The sequence below is a fragment of the Anaerotaenia torta genome, assembly GCF_050433395.1.
Classification (GTDB): Bacteria; Bacillota; Clostridia; order Lachnospirales; family Lachnospiraceae; genus Mobilitalea; species Mobilitalea torta.
Map to the genome: position 1 here is coordinate 81,571 of NZ_JBNPXH010000010.1, position 26,756 is coordinate 108,326.

The 26,756-nt window shown below is 49.3% G+C and carries 23 protein-coding genes; 20 read left to right on the plus strand and 3 right to left on the minus strand.

The genetic code is table 11. The features are described 5' to 3' along the window. The first annotated feature begins 8 nt into the window (after nucleotides 1–8). The 3 genes from HNQ56_RS16305 (at nucleotide 9) to HNQ56_RS16315 (ending at nucleotide 2,197) form a co-directional block, all read left to right on the plus strand. Complete coding sequence (locus tag HNQ56_RS16305; protein ID WP_429148474.1) at nucleotides 9–1,421, plus strand: GDSL-type esterase/lipase family protein; 1,413 nt, start codon at nucleotides 9–11, stop codon at nucleotides 1,419–1,421. Nucleotides 1,422–1,596: 175 nt separating this feature from the next. After that, nucleotides 1,597–1,893: a DUF2752 domain-containing protein gene (locus HNQ56_RS16310; RefSeq protein WP_429148719.1), complete on the plus strand. Its 297-nt coding sequence runs from the start codon at nucleotides 1,597–1,599 to the stop codon at nucleotides 1,891–1,893. Between the two features lie 31 nt (nucleotides 1,894–1,924). Then, the gene (locus HNQ56_RS16315) at nucleotides 1,925–2,197 is read left to right on the plus strand and encodes a hypothetical protein (RefSeq protein ID WP_429148476.1); all 273 of its coding nucleotides are present in this window, start codon (nucleotides 1,925–1,927) and stop codon (nucleotides 2,195–2,197) included. 130 nt (nucleotides 2,198–2,327) lie between these two features. On the opposite strand, the gene HNQ56_RS16320 is transcribed toward HNQ56_RS16315, so the two are convergent. The 3 genes from HNQ56_RS16320 to HNQ56_RS16330 are packed head-to-tail and all read right to left on the minus strand — an operon-like array spanning nucleotide 2,328 to nucleotide 3,916. Next, on the minus strand, nucleotides 2,328–2,984 hold the full coding sequence (locus tag HNQ56_RS16320; RefSeq protein WP_429148478.1) for a hypothetical protein: 657 nt from the start codon (nucleotides 2,982–2,984) through the stop codon (nucleotides 2,328–2,330). Further along, nucleotides 2,977–3,411 carry a DUF6608 family protein gene (locus HNQ56_RS16325; protein ID WP_429148480.1) on the minus strand — a complete coding sequence of 145 codons (435 nt, stop codon included), beginning with the start codon at nucleotides 3,409–3,411 and terminating at the stop codon, nucleotides 2,977–2,979. Before HNQ56_RS16325 ends, HNQ56_RS16320 begins: the two co-directional genes overlap by 8 nt. Continuing rightward, nucleotides 3,398–3,916, minus strand: coding sequence for a LytTR family DNA-binding domain-containing protein (locus HNQ56_RS16330; RefSeq protein ID WP_429148482.1), 519 nt, complete (start codon nucleotides 3,914–3,916; stop codon nucleotides 3,398–3,400). The genes HNQ56_RS16325 and HNQ56_RS16330 overlap by 14 nt, the downstream gene beginning before the upstream one ends. 185 nt (nucleotides 3,917–4,101) lie before the next feature. On the opposite strand from HNQ56_RS16330, the gene HNQ56_RS16335 reads away from it, so the two are divergent. The 17 genes from HNQ56_RS16335 to HNQ56_RS16415 all read left to right on the plus strand — a co-directional run bounded on the left by HNQ56_RS16335 (nucleotide 4,102) and on the right by HNQ56_RS16415 (nucleotide 26,735). Further along, entirely contained in the window at nucleotides 4,102–5,502 is a 1,401-nt protein-coding gene (locus HNQ56_RS16335; RefSeq protein ID WP_429148484.1) for an L-fucose/L-arabinose isomerase family protein, read from the plus strand. Nucleotides 5,503–5,526: 24 nt separating this feature from the next. Beyond that, nucleotides 5,527–6,351, plus strand: coding sequence for a transketolase (locus HNQ56_RS16340; protein WP_429148485.1), 825 nt, complete (start codon nucleotides 5,527–5,529; stop codon nucleotides 6,349–6,351). Next, the gene (locus HNQ56_RS16345; RefSeq protein ID WP_429148487.1) at nucleotides 6,344–7,306 is read left to right on the plus strand and encodes a transketolase family protein; all 963 of its coding nucleotides are present in this window, start codon (nucleotides 6,344–6,346) and stop codon (nucleotides 7,304–7,306) included. The genes HNQ56_RS16340 and HNQ56_RS16345 overlap by 8 nt, the downstream gene beginning before the upstream one ends. Next, nucleotides 7,296–8,792 carry an FGGY-family carbohydrate kinase gene (locus HNQ56_RS16350; RefSeq protein ID WP_429148489.1) on the plus strand — a complete coding sequence of 499 codons (1,497 nt, stop codon included), beginning with the start codon at nucleotides 7,296–7,298 and terminating at the stop codon, nucleotides 8,790–8,792. The genes HNQ56_RS16345 and HNQ56_RS16350 overlap by 11 nt, the downstream gene beginning before the upstream one ends. A gap of 27 nt (nucleotides 8,793–8,819) precedes the next feature. Further along, nucleotides 8,820–11,900 (plus strand): glycosyl hydrolase, encoded by a 3,081-nt coding sequence (locus tag HNQ56_RS16355; protein WP_429148491.1) that lies wholly within the window; start codon nucleotides 8,820–8,822, stop codon nucleotides 11,898–11,900. Between the two features lie 12 nt (nucleotides 11,901–11,912). Next, the gene (locus HNQ56_RS16360; RefSeq protein WP_429148493.1) at nucleotides 11,913–13,382 is read left to right on the plus strand and encodes a four-carbon acid sugar kinase family protein; all 1,470 of its coding nucleotides are present in this window, start codon (nucleotides 11,913–11,915) and stop codon (nucleotides 13,380–13,382) included. A 124-nt stretch (nucleotides 13,383–13,506) separates the two neighbouring features. Continuing rightward, nucleotides 13,507–14,307: a beta-keto acid cleavage family enzyme gene (locus HNQ56_RS16365; RefSeq protein ID WP_429148495.1), complete on the plus strand. Its 801-nt coding sequence runs from the start codon at nucleotides 13,507–13,509 to the stop codon at nucleotides 14,305–14,307. Between the two features lie 24 nt (nucleotides 14,308–14,331). Continuing rightward, the gene (locus HNQ56_RS16370) at nucleotides 14,332–16,074 is read left to right on the plus strand and encodes a sensor histidine kinase (RefSeq protein WP_429148497.1); all 1,743 of its coding nucleotides are present in this window, start codon (nucleotides 14,332–14,334) and stop codon (nucleotides 16,072–16,074) included. A gap of 40 nt (nucleotides 16,075–16,114) precedes the next feature. Further along, a complete protein-coding gene (locus HNQ56_RS16375) occupies nucleotides 16,115–17,188 on the plus strand; it encodes a response regulator transcription factor (RefSeq protein WP_429148499.1) in 1,074 nt (357 codons plus the stop codon). 163 nt (nucleotides 17,189–17,351) lie between these two features. Beyond that, nucleotides 17,352–18,731, plus strand: coding sequence for an ABC transporter substrate-binding protein (locus HNQ56_RS16380; RefSeq protein ID WP_429148501.1), 1,380 nt, complete (start codon nucleotides 17,352–17,354; stop codon nucleotides 18,729–18,731). Between the two features lie 349 nt (nucleotides 18,732–19,080). Continuing rightward, nucleotides 19,081–19,794, plus strand: coding sequence for a carbohydrate ABC transporter permease (locus HNQ56_RS16385; protein WP_429148503.1), 714 nt, complete (start codon nucleotides 19,081–19,083; stop codon nucleotides 19,792–19,794). 17 nt (nucleotides 19,795–19,811) lie between these two features. Next, a complete protein-coding gene (locus tag HNQ56_RS16390; RefSeq protein WP_429148504.1) occupies nucleotides 19,812–20,639 on the plus strand; it encodes a carbohydrate ABC transporter permease in 828 nt (275 codons plus the stop codon). 125 nt (nucleotides 20,640–20,764) lie between these two features. Further along, entirely contained in the window at nucleotides 20,765–22,024 is a 1,260-nt protein-coding gene (locus HNQ56_RS16395) for an MGH1-like glycoside hydrolase domain-containing protein (protein WP_429148506.1), read from the plus strand. A 111-nt stretch (nucleotides 22,025–22,135) separates the two neighbouring features. Beyond that, nucleotides 22,136–23,167 (plus strand): hypothetical protein, encoded by a 1,032-nt coding sequence (locus tag HNQ56_RS16400; RefSeq protein ID WP_429148508.1) that lies wholly within the window; start codon nucleotides 22,136–22,138, stop codon nucleotides 23,165–23,167. Between the two features lie 105 nt (nucleotides 23,168–23,272). Then, the gene (locus HNQ56_RS16405; RefSeq protein WP_429148510.1) at nucleotides 23,273–23,968 is read left to right on the plus strand and encodes a response regulator transcription factor; all 696 of its coding nucleotides are present in this window, start codon (nucleotides 23,273–23,275) and stop codon (nucleotides 23,966–23,968) included. Further along, nucleotides 23,958–25,430 (plus strand): sensor histidine kinase, encoded by a 1,473-nt coding sequence (locus HNQ56_RS16410; RefSeq protein WP_429148512.1) that lies wholly within the window; start codon nucleotides 23,958–23,960, stop codon nucleotides 25,428–25,430. The genes HNQ56_RS16405 and HNQ56_RS16410 overlap by 11 nt, the downstream gene beginning before the upstream one ends. Nucleotides 25,431–25,604: 174 nt before the next feature. Next, complete coding sequence (locus HNQ56_RS16415) at nucleotides 25,605–26,735, plus strand: TolB family protein (protein ID WP_429148513.1); 1,131 nt, start codon at nucleotides 25,605–25,607, stop codon at nucleotides 26,733–26,735. Nucleotides 26,736–26,756 lie beyond the last annotated feature (21 nt).

The window sequence follows — 26,756 nt, forward strand, 5'->3', positions numbered from 1 at the left end:
ATACGAAAATGAGGAAGAGATTAGCAAGGGGAATAGGAATTATTCTACTGCCGGCAGTATGTTTTACGGCCGGCAGTAGTCCGGCCTATGCAGACACGGATGGGCAAAGTGCAGAGACTGGGGAGGTTCTGCTGTTTGCGGGGGCTGCGGAAAAAAGCGGTAAGGATCAGGAGCTGGCTTATTTTTTTACCGCCCATGTGGGTGGGAAGTTTGACGGAGCGGCTATCAATGAGGGAAGTTATTTCTGCGCAGAGGTTGAGATCGAGCCTGCCGGGGGAGAGGCCTCCGAGGAAGAGAATTTCGTCTATCTGGCCTTTTCCAGTGCTTCCGGCGGTCCTCAGTGGGTAGCGGTCTATCCCGATGAAGTGATTCGGGAGGAGGAAGCAGATAAAGCCGCTTCCCATGGGAGGCAGAAACTGATCTTCCGGTATGAGAATTTTGCCCGGGCCTTTGGCACGGGTTTTGCAAGACTGGATATCATCCGTGTATACACCGGCACCTCCCGGACGGTGAAGCTGAAGCAGCTTTCCTATATTCCCGGAACCGGGGAACCGACGGATACGGGGGACGGGGCCTGGGACAGACCTCTGACAGGGATTGCGTTTATCGGGGACAGCATTGTGCAGAACCCTCTTTTTCAATATGGGGACTGGAATGCGGTATTGGGCCGTGAGGACTGTGTGAACTATGGAATCGGGGCCCAGACCACCACGGAGGTGGCGGCGCGATGGGATGATCTCCTCAGAGGCAACTATGAGAAGATCGTAATATTATGCGGTATCAATGACCTGGGATGGGGCAGACAGCTATTTTCTACCATTAAGAATTACAGGGAGATGTTTGAGAGCACCCATGAGGCATATCCGGAAACCCGAATTTTTGTTATCAGTGTCCTGCCTACGACAGACGCTTTTTTTAAGGATCAGCAGAACGGCATTGTTTATATGAATGCGGCCTTGAAAAATATGATCAAGGAATATGATTACGTAAGCTTTGTCGATTGCTATTCCGCCTTTGTGGGCGAGGATGGGTATTGTAACCCCGATTATGTATCCGATGGTCTTCATCCGAATAAAAAAGGGTATGAAGTAATAGCCGGAGTGCTGACCCCGTACCTGGATGGGACGTTGGAGGACGGTAACGGCAAGCAAAACAGTAACGGTGATGAGGACACCGCAGGAATAGCTGCCGGCGGCGGAGGCAGCGACATGGATAGAGCATCCTCCGCTGGGAAGAGCGGCATTGATGCGAAGCAGGACAGCGATGCAGAAAGCGTCGTGAAAGAAACCGCTGCAGAAGGAAGGAATACAGGACAAGAGACGGGCATGGCCGTGATCATTGCGGCAGTCTTGATTATCTTATTGATTATATTAGGAGGGTATCTCCTGAGAAGGAGATCTCACCATTCCAGCTCCCGATAACGGGAAAGGTTATCATACTTCGGAGTGTTGCAGGATGAAATCATTGATTGAACTGGTTAAAAAATATTGGCTCGGAATAGTACTGTGCCTCCTTACCATGATGGTTCTGGACTATTTATTCGGATCGGTATGCTTCAGCGTTATACTGGTTGGCATCCCCTGCCCTGCCTGCGGCATGACCAGGGCGGCAAAGCTCATGCTGACGGGACATTTCCGGGAGTCCTTCCAGATGCATCCGCTATTGTTGTTTGTTGCTTTTAGCATGCTTGCCTGTCTAATTATAAAAAAAAGATTAAAAAACTATATCCTAATTATAAACACATATGTTATAATAAGTATAATTATTTTTATTGGTTTGTACATTTACCGTATGAAGATGTATTATCCCAGTATAGAACCCATGGTTTATAATGAGAATAATTACCTTCATAAAATAGCAATGTTCATGCATAAGATGAAACTGATAAAATAATTTACTAATTTATAATCAGGAGGAACTGAATATGGATAATTACGGAATGCAGAATGACCTTCAGCCGGAGATTCCCATGACTATGGGACAGTGGCTCATCACGATTATCGTACAAGCTATTCCGTGTGTCGGAATTATCATGCTGTTTGTATGGGCCTTTGGACAGGGGAATGTGAGCAGAAGGAATTATTGCCGTGCCATGCTGATTATATCGGCAGTCGGTCTTGTATTGGGAATTATCATATATGTTGCTTTTGCCGCTGTTTTGCTTAATGCAATAAATTCATATTCGTATTTATATTAATTCTATTCTTTTACATGATGAAAAAGCCATAAGGGGCGGATTGATGGATCTGCTTCTTATGGCTTTTATCAAGGGGATGGCTTTATTGATATCCCGGACGCTTGATCCTCCAGGAGGAGCGGAGGAAAGTCTATAATACAAACATAAGAAGCAAAACAAGATAGGTTTTTTTAATGTCACGGTTTACAAGCAGATAAGCGGTCCCCAGCATAAAGCCCAGGATAAGACCCTCCAGGCCGATCCATATGCTTCCCTTTGTTATAATATGAGCCAGCCCCCAGGTAAGTCCGCAGATAATACCTCCGAAGGGGAGCTTCTGATTCCTGGTCCAGGTTTCAAGGGCCTTCTGGCCGAACACAATGATCAGCATAAACAATACCGTTTCAAAGGCATAATAGATATATTGGAATAAAAAGAGCAGCGGCCCCTTTTTCTGGAACTCCATCCATACCTTGAAGCCATCCCAGCTCATATAACTCATAAGAAGAGATAATACAACCATGCCTGTCACGGATATCCATTGCCAGACCTTCATCGGCGGTGTCTGCCGGAAGAGGGGGAAGCCGTATTTCTTGCTTGAGGTCCGGATCAGATAGAAGGCTGCCAGCCCCCAGGTGAGGCAGGTGATAATCCAATGGGATATCATCTGGGAGCGGGTCCAGTCCTGCATTGGCCCTCCGTATAAAGCCGGCTCGATCAAATAGGCATAGAGCGCTTCAAGGCCCAGCCCTCCGAATGCATAAAGACTTAATGATAAGAAATCCAAACCGGTAACCTTCTTATTCATGTTCTTTATCCTCCTTTTTGATATTAGCCAGCAGCTGGTTTATCTTTTTGACTTCCTTCCATAATTGGACATAGTACAGGATGGCGCCTATGAGATAGGGAATGGTAAAGGATAGAAATATGTCCAGGTATCCGCCGGGACTGATTTCTGAGTAAAAGCTGATAATCCGGCTGATAAGCATCACACATCCCGCCAATAAGGCATACTGTCCGATAATCACCAGCGGAAGGGGGATATGGCTCAGGCGGTAATGCTGGGACAGCACCAGTGTTCCGAGAAAGGATAAAAATAATATCATGACCAGGTTCTGCTGATAGTTCCCGAACACCTTCTGAAAGATTGCTTCTAATATAATCTTCGTAGCGGATATGGCCGTATATACCACGCATACCGTCGGCCAAAAATTCTTCTTGTCAATCAGCTTCATGATTTCCTGCCTCCATATTCTTTAGAAATGAGATAAACCGCGCTTTGTAAGCTCTGTTTAAGACTAAAGTTTCTCCGTTTTCCATCTGAAGCTGCATCTTCATGTTAAAATCTGTTTTCATGTGAGTTACCTTATAAACATTTACCAGCAGGGATTTTCCGATCTGTATGAAGCCGTTATTATAAAAGCGCTCCTGAAAATCCCTGAGGCTGTAATCCACCTGGTAAACCTCCTGCTCCAGATAGGCATAGCAGCGCCGGTCCACCACTTCCAGATAAAATATATCACCCGGAAAAATCTTCTTCCGTAACGAATCCCTTTTCCCTATAATGGCCCTGTGGGCCTCAAGATAGTTCATAACACCGGCGATCTCGGAATCCAGCTCGCCGTAATATACCTCTATTCGGTTTTCTTTTAGGGTATCATCCTGATAATAGTTGATTTTCAAGCTCTTCTCCTCCTCATTCCAATTATAGCAGATCATAGAACAGCTGCAATATCTCATTGTCTATACTTCGATTTCTGTGTGCTATGCTGCATCCGTCATATCTCTTCCGTATAACTATAACATGTTTTTATTAGTTCCATTAAATTCTTAGCAAAAATACTTGAAAAATAATATAAAAAGTTTATAATAAAACATATAAAATATTTACTTAAACATATAAAATATTAAAAGGAGAAGTTCGGATGAAAAAGGTTAAGATTGGTTTTGCACCCACCAGAAGAAGTATTTTCAGTGCTCCGGATGCAGTGAAATACGCGAATTTAACAAGAGAGAAGCTGACGGAATTAGGAGTGGAATTTGTCGACATAACAGATATCAACGAAGAAGGGCTTTTTTATGATGAACTGGACCGTGAAAAAATAGCTGAAAAGTTTAGAAGAGAGAAGATTGACGGTTTATTCTTTCCCCACTGTAATTTCGGCACGGAGTATGTTGTGGCAAGGCTGGCGAAGGAACTGAATGTTCCGGTGCTTCTATGGGGACCCAGGGATGAGAGGCCGGATGAGAACGGAATCCGTCTGCGGGACAGCCAGTGCGGCCTGTTTGCAACGGGCAAGGTGCTTCGCAGATTCCAGGTACCCTTTACCTACATGACCAACTGCCGCTTAAGTGACCCCGAATTCACCAGAGGCATCTTTGATTTCCTTGCGGTGTGCAATGTGGTGAAGACCTTCCGAAGCATCAGAATACTTCAGATCGCACCCAGACCCTTTGATTTCTGGTCCACCATGTGCAATGAAGGAGAGCTTCTGGAGCGTTTTAATATCCAGCTCTCCCCGATTCCCATGCCGGAGCTTACCGCAGAGGTGAAGAAGGCGAAGGAAGACGAGAAGGACGTTCTTGCCGTAATGGATTATTGCAAAACGAATATGAACATAAAGATTAACGAGGAGCAGCTGGAGAATGTGGCAGCCTTAAAGGTAGCGATGAAGCGTCTGGCCGATCAATACGGCTGTAAGGCAATTGCCATCCAGTGCTGGAATGCCCTGCAGGGAGAGTTGGGCATCATGCCCTGCGCGGCCAATTCCTTATTAAATGAAGAAGGAATTCCGGTAGTCTGTGAGACGGACATCCATGGAGCAATCACCTCCCTGCTGGTAGAAGCCGCAGCTTTGGATGACACCAGGAGCTTTTTCGCGGACTGGACCGTGCGTCATCCCGATGATGAGAACGGGGAGCTGCTGCAGCATTGCGGTCCCTGGCCCATCTCCGTGGCAAAGGAGAAGCCTACCATCGGCTATCCTCTCGCCTTTCAGCATCCCGGTGCTGTGGAAGCGGAAGCAAAGCACGGCAGGATGACTCTGTGCCGCTTTGACGGGGATAACGGAGAATATTCCATGCTTCTGGGCAATGCCGAAGGTGTGGAAGGACCCTATACAAAGGGAACCTATGTGTGGATAAAGGTGGCGAATCTGAAACGGCTGGAGGATAAGCTGGTATGCGGACCGTATATCCATCACTGTGTGGGCATTCATAAGGATGTGGTTCCCGTATTATATGAAGCTTGTAAATACATCGGGGTAACGCCTGATCTGTATGATCCCATTGAGGAAGAGGTTAAGGCTTATATCCGGGGCGAATAAGGAATGGAGCAAATGGAGGTAAGGATGAATAATTTACAGGCGAAGTCTTTTGAATTAAGAAAAGATGTGCTTAATATGATATACCATGCAAAGACGGGACATATCGGCGGGGATTTCTCCGTGATGGATATCCTGGTCACTCTGTACTACAGTGAAATGAACATATCTCCGGAGCTGGCCCAGTCTCCGGAGAGGGATTATTTTATCTTAAGCAAGGGGCATTCCGTGGAAGCGCTTTACGCAGTCCTTGCGGACCGGGGCTTCTTTCCGAAGGAGGATCTGCTGACCTATTCCTCCTTTCAGAGCACTTACATCGGTCATCCCAATAATAAGGTGGCGGGAATTGAGATGAATTCCGGTTCCCTCGGACACGGGCTGTCCGTTTGCATCGGAATGGCCCTTGGGTCCCGGATGAGCGGCACGGGCAGCCGGGTCTACACGGTAATGGGTGACGGAGAACTGGCGGAGGGCTCCGTATGGGAGGGCGCCATGGCTGCCGGACATTATAAGCTGGACAATCTCTGCGCGGTTGTGGACCGCAACCGGCTCCAGATATCCGGCTCCACCGAGGACGTGATGTCCCAGGACAGCCAGGACGAACGCTGGGCCGCCTTCGGATGGCATGTAATCCATGCGGCGGGCAATGATACCGCTTCCCTGAGCAGAGCCTTTGGAGAGGCAAAAGCCTATAAGGGCAAGCCCACCGTTATTATTGCGGATACGGTGAAGGGCTTCGGGGTATCCTTTATGGAGAACAATGCCGCCTGGCATCACCGGGTGCCGACTGCAGAGGAGTATAACCAGGCAATGGAAGAACTGGAGCAAAGGAGGGCCTCGGCCAATGAATAATAAGATACCCAACCGCCAGGCGATCTGTAATGTGTTGATTGAGAAGGCTGACGCCGATAAAGATATTGTTGTATTATGCAGTGATTCCAGAGGCTCGGCTTCCTTAACGGAATTTGCCAAAGCCCATAAGGAACAGTTTATAGAGGTGGGAATTGCGGAGCAGAATCTGGTGAGCATCTCCGCAGGACTGGCCAGGACAGGGAAGAAAGTGTTTGCCGCTTCCCCCGCCTGCTTCCTGTCTACCAGAAGCATGGAACAGGCCAAGGTGGATGTGGCCTATTCTAATACCAATGTGAAGCTCATCGGCATCAGCGGAGGAATCAGCTATGGTTCCCTGGGCATGACCCATCATTCCAACCAGGATATTGCCACCATGGCTTCCATACCGAATATGAGAGTCTATCTGCCCAGTGACCGGCATCAGACCAAATGCCTGATCGAGGCATTGCTGGAGGATCAGAAGCCGGCCTACATCAGGGTCGGACGTAATCCGGTGGAGGATATCTATCCGCTGCTGTCATTGGATACACCGGGGCAGCTTCCCTTTACCCTGGATCAGGCGACCGTACTGCGGGAGGGGGATGATCTGGCGATCATCGCCTGCGGCGAGATGGTGAGACCGGCATTGCTGGCGGCGCAGGAGCTGGAGAAGAAGGGGATACACGCTTCGGTACTGGATATGTACTGTGTGAAGCCCATGGACAAAGCGGCGGTTCTTAAGGCGGCAGGAAGAGCAAAGGCTGTGATCACGGTAGAGGAGCATTCCGTCATCGGGGGCATGGGCGCTATGGTCTGCCAGATCATTGCGGCAAATTGCCCGAAGCCGGTCCGCAATCTGGCTTTGCCGGATACCCCGGCGGTGGCAGGAAAATCCCAGGAGGTATTCGATTATTACGGTCTCAGTGCCGAAGGAATTGCAGCAACCGCATGGGAGATGTTGAGCGATGGAGAATAGAGGACAATATATTCTTGGAATTGATCAGAGCACGCAGGGAACCAAGGCACTTATTTTTGACAGTCAGGGAAAGATTCTGGGGCGGAGCGATCTGCCCCATGATCAGATTGTCAATGAGCTGGGATGGGTGGAGCATGACCCGGAGCAGATCTATTCCAATACCCTGGCAGTTGCCAGGGCCGTCATAGAGAAGACGGGAATTGATAAGGCGGAGATTGCCGCCGTTGGATTAACCAATCAGAGAGAGACTGCCGTCGTATGGGACCGGGCGAGCGGACGGCCCGTGTATAATGCAATTGTATGGCAGTGCGCCAGAGGGGCGTCCATATGTAAAAGTCTTGAGAAGCATTCAGACCTGATACAAAGCCGTACAGGGCTGAATTTGTCGCCTTATTTTACCGCGGCTAAGATAGCCTGGGTTTTGGAAGAGGTGGAGGGCACCGCCAGGAAAGCAGGAAGAGGTGAGCTGGCCTATGGTACCATGGACAGCTGGCTGATCTATCGTCTCACAGGCAATCAGAGCTATAAGACGGATTACTCCAACGCGTCCAGAACACAGCTGTTCAATATCCGCACCCTGGAATGGGACAAGGAAATCTGCGGACTGTTTGGAATTAATCCGGAAGGTCTGGCACTGGTATGTGCTTCCAATTCCAATTTTGGAGGGACGGATTTGGGCGGATACCTGGAACACCCGATTCCGATTCACAGCGCCATGGGGGATTCCCACGGGGCGTTGTTTGGACAGAACTGCCGGAAGGAAGGGATGGTGAAGGCCACCTACGGAACCGGTTCCTCGATTATGATGAATATCGGCACAAAGCCTATTTTCAGTACCAGAGGGATCGTAACCTCCCTTGCCTGGGGAATGGGCGGCAAGGTCGAGTACGTCCTGGAAGGGAATATTAATTATACCGGTGCGGTAATCAGCTGGCTGAAGGATGATCTGGGGCTGATCCGGAGCGCCGCGGAGACAGAGGCGATTGCCAAAGGGGCCAATGCGGCGGACCGGACTTATCTGGTACCTGCTTTCTCCGGCCTGGGAGCGCCGTATTGGAAGAGCGAGGCCGCGGCGATCCTCTGCGGGATGACGAGAAAGACAGGCAAGGCGGAGATTGTGAAAGCGGCCCTGGAATCCATTGCATACCAGATTACGGATATTGTGAAGGTGATGGGCCGGGAAGCGGAGCTTGAGATAAAGGAACTGCGAGTGGATGGCGGTCCGACGAGAAACGAATATCTCATGCAGTTCCAGAGTGACATCCAGGGTATCCGTGTCCGGGTGCCGGAATCCGAGGAGCTGTCTGTCATCGGAGCTGCTTATATGGCCGGAATCGGCATGGGGCTATACCGGGCGGAGGAGCTGTTCCAGGATAATGAGGCGAAGCTGTATCAGCCGAAGATGGAGCCGCAGGAATGCCAAAGACGTTATGAGGGTTGGAAATCCGCGATTGCGATGGTGTTAAGTCAGAAGCACGGGGATTAGATTGTAAGAAAGGCATGGGAAAGAAATATGATGATAAAAGACTTTAAGAATCCTCCGAATCAGTTTCGGCCGATTCCCTTCTGGTCCTGGAATGACCAGCTGGAGCCGGAGGAGATCCGATATCAGATTGAGGAAATGAAGAAAGCCGGAATAGGCGGGTATTTTATGCATGCCAGATCCGGCTTAAAGACACCGTATCTCAGTGAAGAGTGGTTTGACTGTATTGAAACCGGAATAAGAGCCGGGGAAGAATTCGGAATGAACGGCTGGATTTACGATGAGGAAGGCTGGCCCAGCGGCTTTGCCGGAGGCAGGGTGCCGGAGCGGTCACCGGATTACCATGCGAAGTTTATGACCATGGAGGAGCATACGGATGGAAGCGGCATCGATTTTGAAGCGATGCTGGCATTCTATGCCTATCATAAGGGGACCGGGGAATACCGCCGGATTAGCCGGGAGGAATGCGGACAGACAAAAGAGGGAGAGGTTATCCTTGCAATCCGCCGTCATACCAATCCGTTCTACGTGGATACCCTGAACAAACGTGCCATAGATGCCTTTCTTGAGGTGACCCATGAGGAGTATTACAAGCGCTTTGGAGAAGATTTCGGCAAGCATATGCACGGATTTTTCACGGATGAGCCCAGGCTGGCCTGCAATAATTTTGGAGAGCTGGCCTGGTCCGATGATCTGCCCCGGGCTTTTTCGGAGCGCTGTTCCTATGATATCCTGAATCATCTTCCCGCTCTGTATCTGAATACAAAGGGCTGTGAGAAATACCGCTATGATTTCTGGACAACGGTAAACGAGATGTTTGCCCTCAACTATATGAAGAACATCTATGACTGGTGTGAGGAGCATAACTGCAAGTCCACCGGGCACATTATGATGGAGGAGAGCATTTTCAGCCAGATGACCAGTACGGCCGGTGTTATGCCCTTCTATGAATACATGCATGTGCCGGGAATTGACTGGCTGCGGCGGATGATCTACTCGCCGGTAATTGGAAAGCAGGTGGGAAGCGTTGCCTGCCAGCTGGGCAAGAAGCAGGTCATTACCGAATCCTTTGCATTATGCGGATGGGATGTCTCCTTCGAGGAGTTGAAGTGGATAGCGGAGTGGCAGTTTGTCAACGGCGTAAACCAGATCTGCCAGCATCTACAGGCCTATACCATCAAGGGCTGCCGGAAGAGGGATTATCCCCCGTCACTGTTCACCCAGCAGACCTGGTGGAAGGAATACCGCAGATTCAATGACTATCTGGGCCGGCTCTGTGTCGCCCTGTCGGAAGGGGATCAGACGGCGGATGTTTTGCTGCTTCATCCCATGCGAAGCGGCTACGTCAGCTATGACGGAACCAGAACGGATGAGATTCGTGCGCTGGATCAGCATTTCGAGGAATTATCCAGCTTGTTATCCGGCCTGCATATCAGCTACCATTTCGGAGATGAAACCATCATTGAAAAGCATGGAAGCGTCAGGAACGGGGAATTTATCGTCGGCAGAATTGCCTATAAAACGGTGATTCTACCCCATATGTATTCCATGGATAAGACTACCCTGGAGCTTTTGCTGGAGTTCAAAGCCCAGGGAGGAACTGTACTGAGTATGGGACAGCTTCCTTACTATACCAATGGAGATCCGGAGCAGCTGAAGCGATTATGCAGTCAGACGGAAGGATTGACAGAGGAAGAACTGCGCCCCTATCTGCTGTCGAAAAAGCTGGTCACCCTGAGCGTCCGGGAGCAGGGGCAGGAGATCAGAGAGATATCCTATCAGCAGAGGGAGGCAGCTGCATCCACAATTTATTTCCTGGTAAATCACAGTCAGGAGAAATCCTTCCATGCCGAGGTTTCGATTCTGGGCAGAAAGGGAAGGGTCATGGTACTGAAGGCAGAGGATGGAACCGAGGAGGAGAGAGAAGTTGCCTTCCATCAGGATAATACCGCTCTGTACCTGGATTTTGAACCGATGCAGTCCTATTTGCTGCAATTCGTCGAGGAAAACGGAGAGAGGCGGGAGGGAGCCGGGGCAGATGCGGCGGCAGGCGGCAGGCCTGAGAAGTCCGATGTGGTTACCGTAAGCCTGGACCAGGAGTGGAAGATAGAGGAGATGGATCTGAATTCCTTGACAATGGACTATTGCAGGTACCGGATTGACGGAGGAGAATGGCGGGGCCCTGTTCCGGTAATCCGGCTTCAGAATATTCTGTTGGAACTAAGGCGCCCCTGTGAGGTGGAGCTGGAGTTTTCCTTCCATGTCTCCGCTGATTTATCAAAGAACAAAGAGTTCTACGTGATCATAGAGGATGCGCAGCTCTATACCATATGGGTAAATGGTACGAAGCTGGCCTACGAAGAGGCGGGCTGGTGGAAGGATAAGAAGTTCAAGAAAGTATCCATTAAGCCCCATGTTCTGCCGGGCAGCAATGTAATCCTGCTGAAAACAGAGTTTCGCCAGCCTCAGAAGGTGTATGACGTGCTTTTCGGGGAGGATGTATATGAGACGGAGAAGAACAAGATCACCTATGATATAGAAATGGAGAGCATTTATCTTCTGGGAGACTTTGGCGTGGTGTCGGAGAAGCCCTTCCGGAGAGTGGAACGGAATGCCATGGTGACCCAGGGCGGCTTTGAGATCGTGGATGCGCCGAAGGTACTTCCCTCCAATGATTTTGCCACCAACGGACTGCTCTTTTTTGCCGGCTGTCTTACTGTGAGCCAGAGCATTGTCCTTGAGAAGCGTCCGGGGCAGCGGATTGTTATTGACTGGAAGAAGCAAAACAGTCCTATGGTACAGATAACTGTGAATGGCGTGCTGGTCAAGACTTCTCTATGGGCGCCTTACCGTGCAGATATTACGGAAGCGGCAAGGGACGGAGAGAATCAGATTGTATTGAAGTTCTATGCTTCCAACCGTAATCTTTTGGGGCCTCATCATCACATTGACGGGGAATGCTACAATGTGGGTCCGGACAGCTTTACCGGCAAATGGAGCTGGGTGGAGCGCAAATCAGAGGCGGATGCGACGGAGATTTTAGACCGTACCAAAAATTATTGGACAGATACCTATTGTTTTGTTGAATTTGGTCTGGGAGAAGCCAGGTAGGAGGAGGCAGGAATGCATTTATCATATTGGGAAACAGACGAAAGATATCAATGTCACGGGTATGAAGAGGACGGGAAGAGGCTGCTGGCGGAGGAAATAGCAGGCAGCAGCTATAAGCTTGTGGTTCTCGATGACGACCCCACCGGTGTGCAGACCGTACATGGGGTGTCTGTGTATACCCATTGGGATTATGCCAGCATTCTTCAGGGATTTCAGGAAGAGAACCGGTTGTTCTTTGTTCTGACCAATTCCAGGGCAATGACGGAGGAGCAGACAACACAGGTTCATACTGAAATTGCCCGGAATGTGCTGGCGGCAGCCAGGGAGACGGGAAAGCCTTTTCTTATGATCAGCAGGGGGGATTCCACCCTGCGGGGGCATTACCCTCTGGAAATGGAGGTACTGAAGGAAGAGCTGGAGCGCGGGCTGGGCAGGCCGGTGGACGGAGAGTTTGTCATTCCCTTTTTCCAGGCGGGAGGAAGGTATACCATCGACAATGTTCACTATGTAAAATACGGTGACGAATTCATTCCCGCTGCCGAGACGGAGTTTGCCCGGGACCGTACCTTTGGCTATTCCCATTCCGACCTCCGGGAATATATCGAGGAGAAGACCCAGGGAAGGATTAAGGCACAGGATGTTAAGACCGTGGGTCTTGGGGAGCTTAGAACGGCACAATTTGAGAATGTGGAGGCGATTCTGGCTTCCATGGAGGGCTTTGACCGGGGCATTGTCAATGCCCTTGGCCCGAAGGATTTGGAGACCTTTTGTGTTGCCCTATACCGGCAGTTGAAGAAGGGGAAATATTATCTATTCCGTACTGCTGCGGATTTTGTTAAAGTAATCGGTGGGATAAGCGACAAGCCTCTGCTGAAAAAGGCGGATATGCTTACGGCCTCCTCTTTACAGGAAACGGACCCGGCACAGGAGACGATTCCGGCAGGCGGGGAGCACGGAGGTATTGTAGTGATTGGCTCCCATACGGCCAAAACCACGGCCCAGCTGGAGGAATTAAGAAAGCTGGAGGAGCTGGTATTCCTGGAGTTTAATTCGGATCTGGTACTGGAAGACCGTCTGGAGGAGGAAGTAATCCGTGTTACCGGATTAAGCGGCAGCTATATCCGGGAGGGAAAGACGGTGGTTATTTACACCAGGCGGAAGCTTCTGGTAGTGGAGAAGGATACGAAGGAGGAAGCCCTGCTCCGGTCAGTGAAGATATCGGAAGCCGTACAGCAGTTGGTTCAAAGGCTGCAGGTGGTTCCTGCTTTTGTAATAGCCAAAGGAGGAATTACCTCCAGCGATATCGGGGTAAAGGCTTTAGGCGTGACCAGAGCGGAAGTCCTGGGTCAGGCGGCACCCGGAATTCCGGTGTGGAGAACCGATGAGGGCAGCTTATTTCCGGGTATCCCTTACATCATCTTTCCCGGCAATGTGGGAGAAGACGGGACTTTGAGACAGGTAGTAACCGAACTAATCCGGTAGGAAGCTTCATCCTGCGGATGATATCTATCGTTTTATTGTGAATGCAGACATCAGAAACAAACCGGACTGATTCATAAGCGGATTGTTTTTCAATGAATTGTTTTAGGAGCGAGGAGAATAAAAGATGAAGAAGAAAGTGATTATTTCAGTAGCGCCGGTAGCAGGGCCGGAGCCCATGAATCCGGAGCAGCTGGCGGAGGACGTTGCACTGTGTATTGACCGGGGGGCAGGGATGTGCCACCTGCACTCGAAGACCAGAGAAGGGTGCCTGACACCGGATCGAACCGTGATCAGCGAAGCCTTTGACCGGATTCTGGACAAGCGGGATGTGGTGGTGCAGGTTTCCACCGGAGGAATCTCGAAGATGAATATCCAGGAACGCTGCAATCCCCTGGATTATCCCAGAGCGGAGAGCGCTTCTCTGAACGGTGGGTCAACGAATCTGGGAGAGGCGATTTACTGCAATTCCTTTGAGGATATCCGGTACTGTGCCGGACGCTGCTATGAGAGAGGGGTATTGCCGGAGATCGAGGTATTTGATATCGGCATGATCAATAATATCCAGCTGATCCGGGAGGAACAGCCCTTCCGGGATCCGGTGCTCTTTAATCTGGTGTTCGGCCACAAGGGGGGCATACAGCCGTCCATAGAAGCCCTCATGGCTTTTCGTTCCTTCGTGCCCGAGGGCTGTCTCTGGGGAGTGACCCATTATGGAAGAGATAATTGGAGCTTCCTGGCGGCGGCAATTGCCATGGGAGCCGTTGTAGTCCGCATCGGCTTCGAGGACAGCAGATATCTGGAGGAGGGCGTACAGGCCCAGTATAATTACCAGCTGGTAGAGAAGCTGGCGAACCTGGTCCGCGCCATGGATATGGAGCCGGCAGCACCGGAAGAGGCAAGAAAGCTGCTGCAATTAAACCGGTAACAGGAAATTGGATGAGGTTACAGGATGCCGAATCGCTTTAGAAAAGGCAGATGGTCGGAGAACATCAGCCTGCGCAAGCAAATTGCAATCACAATGATATTTTTGATTCTGCTCACTGCCGTTTTCATAGGAGCGGCCATCTTTCGCATATCCAAGAAAACCATTGAGAAGAACTACCAGAATGCCCATGTCCACAATCTGGAGGTCTCCAGTAAGATGATGGATATCTACCTTCAGGAGATCATTGAGGAAGGGAGAACTCTGCTGGAGAACGCTTCCTTTATCAAGGTCATGGAGAATGAGACCAACCGGAGCGGGTATTTCTCCGCCAGGAATCAGCTGGCCCTTGACAATATCTTCGGCAATATTACCGCCCACAATTCCCTGATTAACGGAATGCTGGTAGTGAATGAGAGCGGAAACTGGAGATATTATGCGAAGAGTACGGCCTACAGCGGAGCTCTGAGCCATTATTACACCACGGACCGCCTGCTGGAGGAGGCCTGGGTGGAGGCGGCGGGGCAGGCAAAGGGAAAGGAAGTCTTCTATCCCCATGATGTGCTGCTGCAGGATAAGGCCAAGGATTGCTTCTGTTATGTGAAGAATCTCATTAATCCGGGTACCCAGAAGTCCTTTGGGTATCTGGTGGTCAGTATTGATAAGAAGATCTGGAAGCAGTCCTTCGGCAAGGATACAGAGGGCTATGTAACCAACCGGTACATGGTCACTCTCCCCCAGGAACAGAAGGGAGAGGAAGAGGTGGTCTATTTCACCGGACAGGAAGAAGAGAAGCAAAGGATTGTAGATGCCTATTACGGCGCGGATAATTCGGTGTACCTCTTCAGTTCCTACCCCAATGCCACAACGGGCTGGTCCATTATCAATGTAATCACGAAGGAAGAACTGGAAAGCGACAGTGACTATATTAAGAATATTCTGTTTCTGACCATCTTCATTATGATCTTCATCAGCATTGCCGCGGCTGCAGTCATTGCCGGCAGAATCACCAGGCCGCTGGACGCCCTGGCTGAGACCATGTCGAAGGTGGAGGTAGGCAACCTGAAGGTGGATGCTGATTTTGACAACAGCGAGGTAGGGCAGATCGGCAACCGCTTTAAAAGCCTGGTAAATAATAATCTGGAATTGAGGGAGCGGCTGCTTAATCTGGAGATCAAGGAGAAGGAAGCGCAGCTTCTCCTTCTGCAATCCCAGATTAATCCCCACTTTTTATATAATACCCTGGATGCCCTCTACTTCATGGCTCTGATCGAGCAGGCGGACGATATTGCGGATTTGGTGCAGGCCTTGTCCAATATGTTTAAACGAAGCCTGAACCGAGGGGACAAGCTGATCCTGCTCCGGGAGGAGCTGGAGCATATGAAGGATTATATGAAAATCCAGAATTTCCGCTTTCAGGACCGCTTCACCTTACATATCGAGGCGGAGGAGGAGATTCTGGACAGCAAGCTGCTGACCTTCCTTCTCCAGCCCATTCTGGAAAATGCGGTATACCACGGGCTGGAATCCAAAATCGGCCCCGGCAATATCTACTTTTCGGCAAGAAGAGAGGGCGAGGTGCTGAAGCTTGTATTTACCGATGACGGTGTGGGTATGGAGGATGTCGCTCTGGTGGAACGGGGCTACGGCATCCGCAACATCAAAGAGAGAATTAAGCTATTCTATGGGGAAGAATACCATGTAACGATAACCAGTGAGCCGGAGAAGGGAACCCGGGTTCAGATTATAATTCCGTACCGCACCGATTAAGGACTGCGGTACGGAATAACTATTGTAAGGGGAGGTAACTATGTACAGGGTAGTAGTCGTTGATGATGAGCATATTGTGGTTCGGGGGATTGAAACCATTATTAAGAGAGAAAAGCTGGACTGTGAGGTGGTGGGAGCCGCTTATAACGGAATAGAAGCCCTGCAGCTTCTGGAGGAAACGAAGCCGGATATTGTCATCACCGACATCCGTATCCCCAAGCTGGACGGGCTGTCCCTGATCGAGGAGGCCAGGGAATTCCTGCCGGATGCCTATTTTATCGTAATCAGCGGCTATAAAGAGTTTGAATATGCCAGGCGGGCGCTCTCCATGGGGGTGCAGAGGTATATCGAGAAGCCGGTCACCATTGACAAGGTGAAGGAGGCTTTTTCCTGGATTGAACAGGAGGAGCTGAAGAAAAAGGCGGCAGCCGCAGGAGAGGATAAGGAGCAGCTTCACAGGGAGCTGGGGGAATATACGGACCGGATGCTGGAAAGCATTCTGGAAAATGACACCGAGCTGCTGAGAAAGCAATTCCAGCAGTATATGATGGCCATCAAGGCGTATTTTCCGGAAAACACCCAGTTCCGCAGGGAAAGCCTCCAGCTTCTGTGCATCCTGTCGGAATTCTACTCGGAGAAGGAGAAGGGCAGCAATTGGAGCTCCGGCCTCTCCTTTGAAGAAATGCGCTCCAAAAAGACCGTTCGGGAGATAGAGGAGTACGCGGGGACGATTCTTGCCAAAATCATCGGTAATATGGAGACCCGGAACAGCAGCGCCAACCACAGGGATATCCGGCTGCTTCTGGAATACATCGGAAGCCACTACAACCAGGATATCGGGCTGAACGAGCTGGCCGCCATTGTGAATCTGAATCCGGCCTACTTAAGCATTCTCTTTAAAGAGGAGGTAGGGATGAGCTATATCAAATATCTCACCAATCTGAGAATTAAGAAGGCGAAAGAATACCTCCTGGAGGATTACAAGGTGACCCAGGTGAGCGAGATGGTGGGATATAATAATTACCGCCATTTTTGTGATATTTTTAAGAAATATGTGGGCCGGTCCCCCAATGAATATAAGGGCTGTATCCGATCAAAGGAAAGGGCGGTCTGAGGTTGTACATTTTTTATAGCGATTTCGGCGGCAATATAAAAAATGTGTACAAAATATAGAAAATGCTCAGCTAGTTGTTATATAGAACCTGTGATATCTTATATTTGTAGCAAATACCTGTCACAGGGTATTGTACATAATGAAAGATTAGAGGAGGCTATTTATGAAACGCAGATTATTATCCATGTTACTTGCAGCAGTTATGGTTACCGTAATGCTGGCCGGATGCAGCAAAAAAGGGAAAGAAGCGGAGCAGCCGAAGAATGACCCCGCGGCAACCAGTGCCCCGTCAGAGACAGGGGATTCTGACAAACCGGCAGACGGAACCGATCCCAAGCTTGAGAAATCCATTAAAATCCTCTCCATCTGGGCGGAGGATAATGACAACGGAGTATTGATCAACAGCATCGCCAAGAGATACCAGGCAGAGGTTAATCCCAACTTCTCCTTTGAATATGAGCTGGTATCCGCAAACGATCTTAAGATGAAGATTTCCACCTTGGCAGCATCCAACGATCTTCCGGATATCTTTGTATATGAGTCCGGTAAACCCCTGAAGGAATTAGTCGAAGCAGACAAGGTTCTGGATGTGGGCACAGAGCTGGAACGCCTTGGGGTAATGGGCCATATGAACGAATCGGCAGTATCTCTGTTAAAGGGATTATCTGAAACCGAGGCTCTGTATGACCTTCCTCTCGGCTTGAATGTAGAGGGCTTCTGGTATAACAAAGAATTATTTGCCAAGGCAGGGGTAGAAGCTCCGAAGACCTGGGACGAATTTGAGAATGTATTAGCAAAATTACACGAAGCAGGTGTCCAGCCTCTTTCCTGCGGAGCAGGGGACAAATGGGGCGCAACCCGTCTGGTTAATGCCTACACCGTAAGATTGATGGGGGAAGATGCCATGACCAAAGCAGCCAATGGCGTGACAAAATACACGGATGCAGCTTATGTACAGGCGGCAGCCAAGATTCAGGAATGGGCTGGGAAGGGTTACTTCGGCCAGGGCGTGACTACCGTTGACATGAATACAGCCGGAACCATGCTTTGCACCGGTCAGGCAGCGATCTTCTATAACGGAAGCTGGTTCACTTCCAACTTAAATGACCCCAGCTATAACCTGGCAGGAGAAGACGGAATTGGCTTCTTCAATGTTCCTGTAGTGGATGCTTCCATCAGCGATGAGAACAGCTACTCCATGAACTGCGGTAATATTCTTGCTCTGAGCAAGGATAAATATGACGAGGGAACCAGCTGGTTCTTAAAATACTTCGTAGAGCAGATCGGCAATGAGGCCATGAGCACCCAGGGCTCCGTAAAAGGCTATAACTACACGGTTCCGGAAGGAGATATGAGCGCCTACACCAAGCTGGTACTGGACAAAATCAACAGCGCTACTTCCGCCTTCGCATGGTATGAAGCAAAGATGAACTCCGAGGTGTCCACCGTGGCTCAGGAGAATGTTCAGACCTTAATTAACGGAGATATCACTCCGGAGGATTATATGCAGACCATCCAGGATGCATACGATCTCAGCAAATAAGAGGTAAGATGGGAGGTGTTGGATTTGTCCTGACAAGACGTCCGGCACCTCTTTTTAATTATAATAGGCAAGTCCGCAAGCGGATTCTTGATACAATATACAATATCGTAAGGAAGTCCTGCTCTGCCGGAAAGCGGGCAAAAAAGTAACAATGGAAAAGGCCGAAAGGCGGAATGGAGATAACATGAACAAGGTATTAGGGAATAAAAAAGCAATTGCATTATTCGTACTTCCTCCTTTCATTTTATATTCGGTGCTCGTGATATTACCGGTACTGTGGTCCTTTTATTATTCTTTTTATAGTGGAACACCGGGTTTAAAATGGGAATTTTCAGGATTTAAAAATTATGTGAATTTAGTGAAGGACAGAAATTTCGTTGCGGCATTATGGGTCAACATCAGATATATCGCCATTGTTATGCTGGGACAGGTGGGGCTTGGACTTGCGCTCGCCCTTATGTTTAACTTCTGGCTGAAGCGTTTTAAGAGCGTCATCCGCACCCTGGTATTCTTTCCGGTGGTGCTGCCTACGGTTGCAGTGGGACAGCTGTTCACCAAAATCTATGAGATCCAGCCCAATTACGGCCTGTTGAACAGCGTGCTTGCCAATCTGGGCCTGGAGAAATATGTGCAGCCCTGGATCGGTCAGGCTTCCACCGCCCTCTATTGCCTCAGTGCAATGGATATCTGGGTAGCCATGGGCTTCTACTCTGTCATCTACTACGGGGCGCTTCTGGATATCTCTGGGGAAGTGATTGAGGCTGCGAAGATCGACGGCTGCAACGGCTGGAATTTGTTCCGCCGGATTCTCTTTCCGCTTCTTCGTCCCATCACCATCACTTGCCTGATCTTCAGTTTTACCGGTACGGTGAAGATGTTTGAGTCGGCTCTGGCCCTCACCGGAGGAGGCCCCGGCAACGCCACCAAATCCCTGTCCATGTACATGTATAATGTGGCCTTCACCTACAATAAGATGGGTTACGGCAGTGTAATTGCAATCTTTATCTTTGCATTATGCTTCTTAGGCTCCAGGTTGATCCGCCGGTTTGACAAAGAAATATAGAAAGGAGTGCGGCAAATATGAAAACGATAAAATCAGTTTTAATCAAGCTTTTGATTCTTGGCCTGTGTATCATTGAAATTTACCCGATTTTCTGGCTGATCACCGCCTCCTTCAAGCAGCAGTACGAGTGGACCGCAAAACCGGCCTACGCTTTGAATGACGGTTTCTTCTGGCAGAACTATGTGGATGCCTGGACCAGGGGGCATATGTCCACCTATTTTAAGAACAGCTTGATCAATACTCTGGTGGCTCTGGTGTTCATCGTGTATTTCTCCGTTACCGTAGGCTTTGCCTTAACGAAGATGAACTGGAAATGGAGGGAAAGGGTCAACGCATATTTTGGAGTGGGCATTATGGTGCCGGTAGCAACCGCATTAATTCCCCTGTTCCAGATCTATAACAAGATGAATCTTCTGAATTCCAGAACCGGACTGATCCTGGTATACATCGCCTTCGGCCTGTCCCTTTCCTTCTACCTGGTTGGGGGCTATATGCGTTCCCTGCCCATGGAGATTATGGAGGCTTCGGTTATCGATGGCTGCGGCATCTACAAGATGATGTGGCATATCGTGGTTCCCCTGATGAAAAATGCCATTGTTACGGTGCTGGTACTCCAATTCTTCTTTAAATGGAATGACCTGATTTTCTCCATGACCTTTATCAGTTCCTCCGCTTTAAAGACGGTTCAGACCGGTCTGCTGTATTTTGAAACGGAATTCGGCGCCAAGAACTGGGGAGCCATCTTTGCTTCCGTATCCATGAGCGTGGTGCCGTTACTGATCCTGTATATCGCTTTAAATAAAAAGGTAATCGAGGGTATGACCTCGGGAGCAGTTAAGGGCTAGTTATGATAAGCAAGAAGACCGAAAGACAAACGATGGAGATAAAAGATAGAGATAAAAGATAAATGGCAGGGATAAAAGACAGAGATATAAGTATAGAGGCAGAAGAGAAAGGCAGGGTTAGCAGCATGGAATTGAAAAGCACACGTCTGTATCAATATATGGAGCAGCATGCGGAGCAGGTTTTTAAGGAGCCCAGGAGCTTCATCCGCCATCCTTTCATTGATCCGGGCTCGGTATATGACGGAAATGTATGGGATTGGGACACCTATTGGTCGGTGTACGGCCTGATCTGCTACGCAAAGCATAAGAAGGATGAGGCGTTTACGGAGAGACTGATCCGTCATGCGAAGGGAAATATCTATAATTTTATGGATCATCAGCTGGAGGACGGCTATATCCCTATGATGATCGAGGTGGCCAATTGGCCGAGACCCTATCTGAATATGAAGCATGAGGAAGGGATTCTGATGAATATGCATAAGCCCTTCCTATGCCAGCAAATTGCGCTGATCTCTGATTTTGCAGGGGATTATCAATGGATTCGCCCCCACCTGGCAGGAATTAGAAAGTATTTCGAGTGCTATAAGAAGAATTATTATTTTGAAAGCTGCGGCCTGTATGTGTGGTGTGATGATATCATGATCGGAATGGATAATGATCCTGCCACCTTCGGAAGGCCGAAGTTCTCCACGGCCAATATCTATCTTAACAGCTTCATGGTAATGGAGCTTACGGCTATGGCGAAGATATTATCGGTGCTGGAAGAATCAGAGGAGGAAGAGAGGTACTACCTAAGTGAAAAGGAGCTTCTGGTTCAGGCGGTTATGCAGGAATGCTGGGACCCCAGGGATGCCTTCTTCTACTCTGCGGATGTGGATATAAAAACCCGTTCCTTCGATTGGTTCCACCAGGGACTGGGTGTGTTTTGGAAGACACTTCCCATCAAGATCCGGGTCTGGTCCGGTTTCCTCCCCATGCTGGCCGGTTTTGCAACGAAGGAACAGGCAGCCAGTCTGATGGGGCACAGCAGGGATGAGAAGACCTTCCACAGTCCTTATGGCATCACCACCCTGGCAAAGGATGAGAAGATGTTTGATCTGTCCGCCACCAATAATCCCTCCAACTGGCTGGGGCCCATCTGGCTGGTGGCCAATTATGCGGTATTTAAAGGTATGCTGAATTACGGCTATTATGAAGAAGCCAGGGATCTGTGTCAGCGGACCTGGAGGCTGTTGGAAGGAGATTTGGAGAAGACCGGAAGCATGCATGAATATTACGATCCCTATACCGGTGAGCCGGTGATGAACGGAGGCTTCCTGAACTGGAATATCCTTGCGCTGAATATGGCGGATGAATTAAAGCAGCTGGAACTGTCAAAAGGATAAGATATCCTCCTGCGGGTTAAGTTATGACCAGCTTTTTCCGATATAGGAATCAGGTTATATTATAAAGGCGGAAAGAGAAGCGGAATAGGTTAATTCAAGGAGGAAACGACGATGATAGTGAAGGCGGCGGGAACGGATATGTCCGGTGAAGCGATGAATGGTGCGGAATCTGCGCCGGCGGCCCGGCAGGCGGCAAAGAATAATACGGCGGCAGCACCAGGTCGGCAGACAGAGAAGAAGGGAACGGGCACCATATTTGCCGGCGGCCTTAATCTCCCGGGGAGCGATGTGGAGAATACCCGCCTGGGAGCGCAAAGGAAGGCAATGAAGGTGATTCTCGACCAGCATAAGAATGAGCTGGAGATAGATCAGGCGGTATCCGACCGGAAGGAGCATCAGCAGAAGCTGAAATCGATTCTGGATGAGGCTGCCGGAGAGATAAGGAAGCTTCAGGAAAGACGGCAGATGCTGAGAGAAGGCTATGGAGTAGAAGCCGATAGTGAGGAAGAGAAGGATGTCAACGCATTGATCAAATGCTTCTACGATGGGGAGTCTTTAACGGACGAAGAGAGAAAACGGGTTATCGATATGGGTCCGCTGACGGAGTATCAGCAGGAAGCCTTGAAGAATGCAGGGATGGAGAGTACCTGGAGGCTGAGGGCAGAGGCCGCCGCCAAGGGAATCATTACAGATGAAAAGACAATAACCGCCATCGAGCAGGAGCGCCTGAAGAGTCATGCCATGGTTGACGCACAGAAGGAAACAGGAGATATTCTTGAGGCTTCGGTAAAGGAAATCGTTGATCTATTGCTGAAAGAAGGCAAGGAGCGGATCGACGAGGAGCAGGAGGAAAAGGCGGAAGAGGCTGCGCAGCAGGCAGAAAAGCAGGATGAGAAGGAAAAGCTGGAGGAAGAGAAGAGAAAGCTGGAAGAGAAACTGAAGGAGATTCTGAAGTGGCTTCGGGCATCCGATTCGGGAGTCATGCCCCGGCGTCTGGCCGCCCTCTATATGGACTATGCCGGAGGCGGCGCGGGCCGCGGCAATATTCAGCCGGAGGCGATGACGGAGCTGATGGAGTACGCTGTAAAACAGAATGTATATAAGGAAGATTTAAAGGGGCTTCAGATAGACGAGCTTCTTTGAGAATTGCAGAAAAAGTATCCTCTAAGTGACTATGACGGATACTTTTTTTGTGTTATCATAAAATATCAGATATCCGGGAATATCCGACGGAAAGGAGGCGGGGCAATGAATGAAAAAATTCTGGTCATAGAGGATGAAAAAAAGATAGCGGATGCAATTACCTACGCATTGAAAAGGGAGGGCTATACCGTGGAAGCTGTTTATCGCGGAGATGAAGCCATGAATACCTTTGTCCGGTTTCAGCCGGACGCCATTATTTTAGATGTCATGCTGCCGGGGCTGGATGGATACGATATCCTTAAGAAGCTCCAGGATAAAGGGCGGATCGGGATTATCATGGTAACAGCCAAGGAGGATATTGTGAACAAAATACTGGGACTTGAGCTGGGGGCGGATGACTATATCACCAAGCCCTTTGATATGCGGGAGCTGCTTGCCCGTTTGAAATCCCTGCTGCGCAGAATGCAGAAGGCGGAGCAGAAGCAGGAGTCTGACCAGGTCAGTCTGGGCAAAGTCGTGCTTCACAGGGAAAAACGAACCGCGTTTGCAGGAGACAGACCGCTGGAGCTGACACCGAAGGAGTATGATATGCTGGCCCTTTTATTGTCCAATCCCGGCAGGGTCTATACGAGGGAGCAGCTTCTTGAGCTGATCTGGGATATGGATTACGCGGGAGGCACACGCACCGTGGATATTCACGTCCAGCGGCTTAGAAAGAAGCTGGGCGAAGAGTATGAGGAGATGATACAGACGGTTTATGGCATAGGCTATAAGGCCTTGGGAGGAAGCGGTGAAAATTAGTATAAAAGTAAAGTTCAGCCTGTTCCTCGCTGCTTTGCTGCTGGTGGTGGTTGTCCTCCTAAGCTGGCTGGCGCTGCGGGGAATCAAAACCAACCAGCAAAGCCAGTATGAACAGTACCTGGCCCAACAGGCAAAGCTTGCAAATACGTATTTTATGCAAAGACTCTTATCGGAGGAAAACAAGGTGCCGCAGACCTTCCTGACAGCCAGGGGCCAGGAGTTCGCGGAGCAATTGGAACTGATCAGCGGGTTATCCCTGGTTCTGTACAATAGTCAGGGAGAGCGGGTAAGTAAAAAGGTGACGGATACGGAGTCTGACAATATAAAGAAAACGCTGGGCTATGCCCTTGATAATAAAACCGCATATCTGACGGAAGGAGATGCACTGTATTACCTGACTCCTTTAAAAACAGGAGAGGAACAGGTAGGTGTCGTACAGCTTTACTATTCCCTGGCGGAGCATCATCGTTTTTATGAGAATATCCGGCAGCTGTTTGTCTATGTGGGGGCCGGTTTGTTTATTCTGAGCTTCTTCCTCGGCTATCTGTATTATAATTCCTTTGCCGTCGGCATAATAAAGCTGGATAAGATGGTGGACTGGGTACGGGAAGGCCATTATGAAACCGCTGTGTTAAAGCGCAGGGATGAGATCGGTAAATTAAGCCGGGGAATTCATGCCATGAGCGGGCAGATCAGAAAAACCATACAGGGGATGGAGGAGGAGCAGAATAAACTGAAGCTTGCCGTCCATAAGCTGTCCCTGCTGGATCAGCAGCAGAAGCAATTCATCGGAAATGTAACCCATGAATTTAAAACACCCTTAACCTCAATCAAAGCATATCTTGATTTGCTGGAAATGTATCCGGATGATAAAAACCTCCTGCAGACCGCCATCCCCAATATCCAAAGTGAAACAGGGCGTTTGTATGAAATGGTGGATAAGGTTCTGCAATTATCGGCTCTGGAAAAATATGATTTTGAACGGAAGCTTGAGAGGCTGGAGGTGAAACAGGCGGTGGAGAAAGCGCTGAACAGCTTAAAGGGCAGGATGGATAAGTTCGGCATCGGCTTGCATACCGAACTGAAGGAAGCTTATATGGAAGGGGATAAGGACAGCCTGACCATCGTATTGATAAATCTTCTGGATAATGCCATTAAATACAATAAGGCCAATGGCTCCATTTTTGTAAAAACCTATCTGGCGTCCCAGCAGGTGCATATTGAAATAGAGGACACCGGTATTGGAATCCCCGAGGATCTGATTCATAAGGTATTTGAACCCTTTTATACCGTTGATAAAAACAGGGCGAGAGAGAACGGAGGGGCCGGACTGGGATTGGCCCTTGTCAGGAAGCATGCGGAATTAATGGGCGGAAGCATTGCTTTAATCAATACCGGGAGCGAAGGCTCAAGCTTCAGAGTTTCCTTTCCGGCTTCCCTTCCGGCAGTTACCCAGCCGTGAAGTGACCGGTTTTGCGATTTGTATCAGGAGATGGACCCGTGAGGCTGTGACCAGGCTTGCTGAAATCATGTTTACATTTTAGATACAATTGTTTACAGGATATCTATCATTGTATATTGTATGGATACAAAGTTCTGATAATCTTAAGCTATAGAAAAAAGGAGGTGCTCTATGATGAAAAGAACACAAATTGCCAAAACATTATGTGCAATGTTTTTGATTATCACTGCCGCAGGCTGCGGTACCGAAAGCAGAGATGGAAGGGTAACCGTAAAAGAGCCCGGAAGCTCCATCACAATCATTGACAATAAGGAGGAGGACAGTGACAGGAAGGAAGCCGGCGAGCCGGTTATCTCCGTCGTCGGGATTGACACCTATGAGAAGCTGGAAATCTCAGATTGGCTGGATGAGGATACCGTGATTGTTTCAAAGGAAAATGAAGCCTTAGAGAAAATGAAGCTGGAGGAATTATCAGATTTTTACCCGAGGAGCTTGTATTTATATAATCTTACTACCAAGGAATACAAGCTGCTAACAGAGCAGAAGGAGCTTAATCTGGGCGGGGCGAAGCTTTCCCCGGACAAGAAAAATCTGTTGTACTACGGCAACAGCCTGGGCGATTCAACCTATTACGTGCTCAATCTTGAGAGCCGGAAGGATTTTCGCGTTACCGTTGAAGCGTTTGGAAATGTCGGCAGCGCCTATTGGGCCGATAAGGATACGGTGATGGGGGCAGGCTATATGAACGGAGCCTATTATGCCGGTATCGGCGGAAAAATAACTGCTTTGAAGGAGCTGGACCAAAAGGCGGTGTATATTATCAGGAAAATAAAGGATACGGTCTATTTCAATACCACCGGCGATCTCACCCTGATGGCTCTTAATGTGTCGGACGGGGAAATATCGAACCTGGGGTTGACCGATGTATTTGGAGTGTTTCCTGCTCCGGATGAAAACCAGATGCTGGTCTTGCAATATAGCGGTTCCAAGCAGCTTCTGCAGCTTTGTGACACGGATGGAGGCAACGCAAAAACCATTGCCGAAGGGGTCGAGCTGGGCGGAGTATCCTGGTCGCCTGACCAGCGCATGATCGCCTATAACCTGAAGGAGGATGGAAACAGTACTGCGGTGGGAGGGCTATACATTTATGACATGTTAACCGGCAAATCCACCCGGATTGCGGTAGATGTAAGCAACGCATCCACCTGCTGGAGCCCGTCCGGCGAAAAGCTGGTTTACACCCAATGGAACGGAACACAGGATAACAGTAATATTGTTTCTCTGGAATATTCCCTGAAGAAGTAGCGGCGGAATTTGAAATCATTT

Coding starts and splice junctions, on each gene's coding strand:
- HNQ56_RS16305 (WP_429148474.1), top strand. CDS start 9: ATGAGGAAGAGATTAGCAAGGGGAATAGGAATTATTCTACTGCCGGCA.
- HNQ56_RS16310 (WP_429148719.1), top strand. CDS start 1,597: ATGACCAGGGCGGCAAAGCTCATGCTGACGGGACATTTCCGGGAGTCC.
- HNQ56_RS16315 (WP_429148476.1), top strand. CDS start 1,925: ATGGATAATTACGGAATGCAGAATGACCTTCAGCCGGAGATTCCCATG.
- HNQ56_RS16320 (WP_429148478.1), bottom strand. CDS start 2,984: ATGAATAAGAAGGTTACCGGTTTGGATTTCTTATCATTAAGTCTTTAT.
- HNQ56_RS16325 (WP_429148480.1), bottom strand. CDS start 3,411: ATGAAGCTGATTGACAAGAAGAATTTTTGGCCGACGGTATGCGTGGTA.
- HNQ56_RS16330 (WP_429148482.1), bottom strand. CDS start 3,916: ATGAGATATTGCAGCTGTTCTATGATCTGCTATAATTGGAATGAGGAG.
- HNQ56_RS16335 (WP_429148484.1), top strand. CDS start 4,102: ATGAAAAAGGTTAAGATTGGTTTTGCACCCACCAGAAGAAGTATTTTC.
- HNQ56_RS16340 (WP_429148485.1), top strand. CDS start 5,527: ATGAATAATTTACAGGCGAAGTCTTTTGAATTAAGAAAAGATGTGCTT.
- HNQ56_RS16345 (WP_429148487.1), top strand. CDS start 6,344: ATGAATAATAAGATACCCAACCGCCAGGCGATCTGTAATGTGTTGATT.
- HNQ56_RS16350 (WP_429148489.1), top strand. CDS start 7,296: ATGGAGAATAGAGGACAATATATTCTTGGAATTGATCAGAGCACGCAG.
- HNQ56_RS16355 (WP_429148491.1), top strand. CDS start 8,820: ATGATGATAAAAGACTTTAAGAATCCTCCGAATCAGTTTCGGCCGATT.
- HNQ56_RS16360 (WP_429148493.1), top strand. CDS start 11,913: ATGCATTTATCATATTGGGAAACAGACGAAAGATATCAATGTCACGGG.
- HNQ56_RS16365 (WP_429148495.1), top strand. CDS start 13,507: ATGAAGAAGAAAGTGATTATTTCAGTAGCGCCGGTAGCAGGGCCGGAG.
- HNQ56_RS16370 (WP_429148497.1), top strand. CDS start 14,332: ATGCCGAATCGCTTTAGAAAAGGCAGATGGTCGGAGAACATCAGCCTG.
- HNQ56_RS16375 (WP_429148499.1), top strand. CDS start 16,115: ATGTACAGGGTAGTAGTCGTTGATGATGAGCATATTGTGGTTCGGGGG.
- HNQ56_RS16380 (WP_429148501.1), top strand. CDS start 17,352: ATGAAACGCAGATTATTATCCATGTTACTTGCAGCAGTTATGGTTACC.
- HNQ56_RS16390 (WP_429148504.1), top strand. CDS start 19,812: ATGAAAACGATAAAATCAGTTTTAATCAAGCTTTTGATTCTTGGCCTG.
- HNQ56_RS16395 (WP_429148506.1), top strand. CDS start 20,765: ATGGAATTGAAAAGCACACGTCTGTATCAATATATGGAGCAGCATGCG.
- HNQ56_RS16400 (WP_429148508.1), top strand. CDS start 22,136: ATGATAGTGAAGGCGGCGGGAACGGATATGTCCGGTGAAGCGATGAAT.
- HNQ56_RS16405 (WP_429148510.1), top strand. CDS start 23,273: ATGAATGAAAAAATTCTGGTCATAGAGGATGAAAAAAAGATAGCGGAT.
- HNQ56_RS16415 (WP_429148513.1), top strand. CDS start 25,605: ATGAAAAGAACACAAATTGCCAAAACATTATGTGCAATGTTTTTGATT.